We start from the raw sequence: 457 nt of genomic DNA, 5'->3' as shown, positions 1-457 counted from the left end.
AGTTGGGCACTCTAAGGTGACTGCCGGTGACAAACCGGAGGAAGGTGGGGATGACGTCAAATCATCATGCCCCTTATGACCTGGGCTACACACGTGCTACAATGGACAGAACAAAGGGCTGCAAGACCGCAAGGTTTAGCCAATCCCATAAATCTGTTCTCAGTTCGGATCGCAGTCTGCAACTCGACTGCGTGAAGCTGGAATCGCTAGTAATCGCGGATCAGCATGCCGCGGTGAATACGTTCCCGGGCCTTGTACACACCGCCCGTCACACCACGAGAGTTTGCAACACCCGAAGTCGGTGAGGTAACCTTTATGGAGCCAGCCGCCGAAGGTGGGGCAGATGATTGGGGTGAAGTCGTAACAAGGTAGCCGTATCGGAAGGTGCGGCTGGATCACCTCCTTTCTAAGGATATATGGAGCAGCGTGCGTTTTCGTCTTGTTTAGTTTTGAAGGA

The 457-nt window shown here is 53.4% G+C and carries 1 rRNA gene; it reads left to right on the top strand.

The features are described 5' to 3' along the window. A 16S ribosomal RNA gene (locus AC20OE_RS18805) occupies positions 1-406 on the top strand; the annotation flags it as partial. Between the last annotated feature and the right edge of the window lie 51 nt (positions 407-457).

It is taken from the genome of Bacillus sp. SRI_025 (assembly GCF_057592095.1).
The sequence above is the reverse complement of the archived record's forward strand: the minus strand, read 5'-3'. Positions and strand labels throughout refer to the sequence as shown.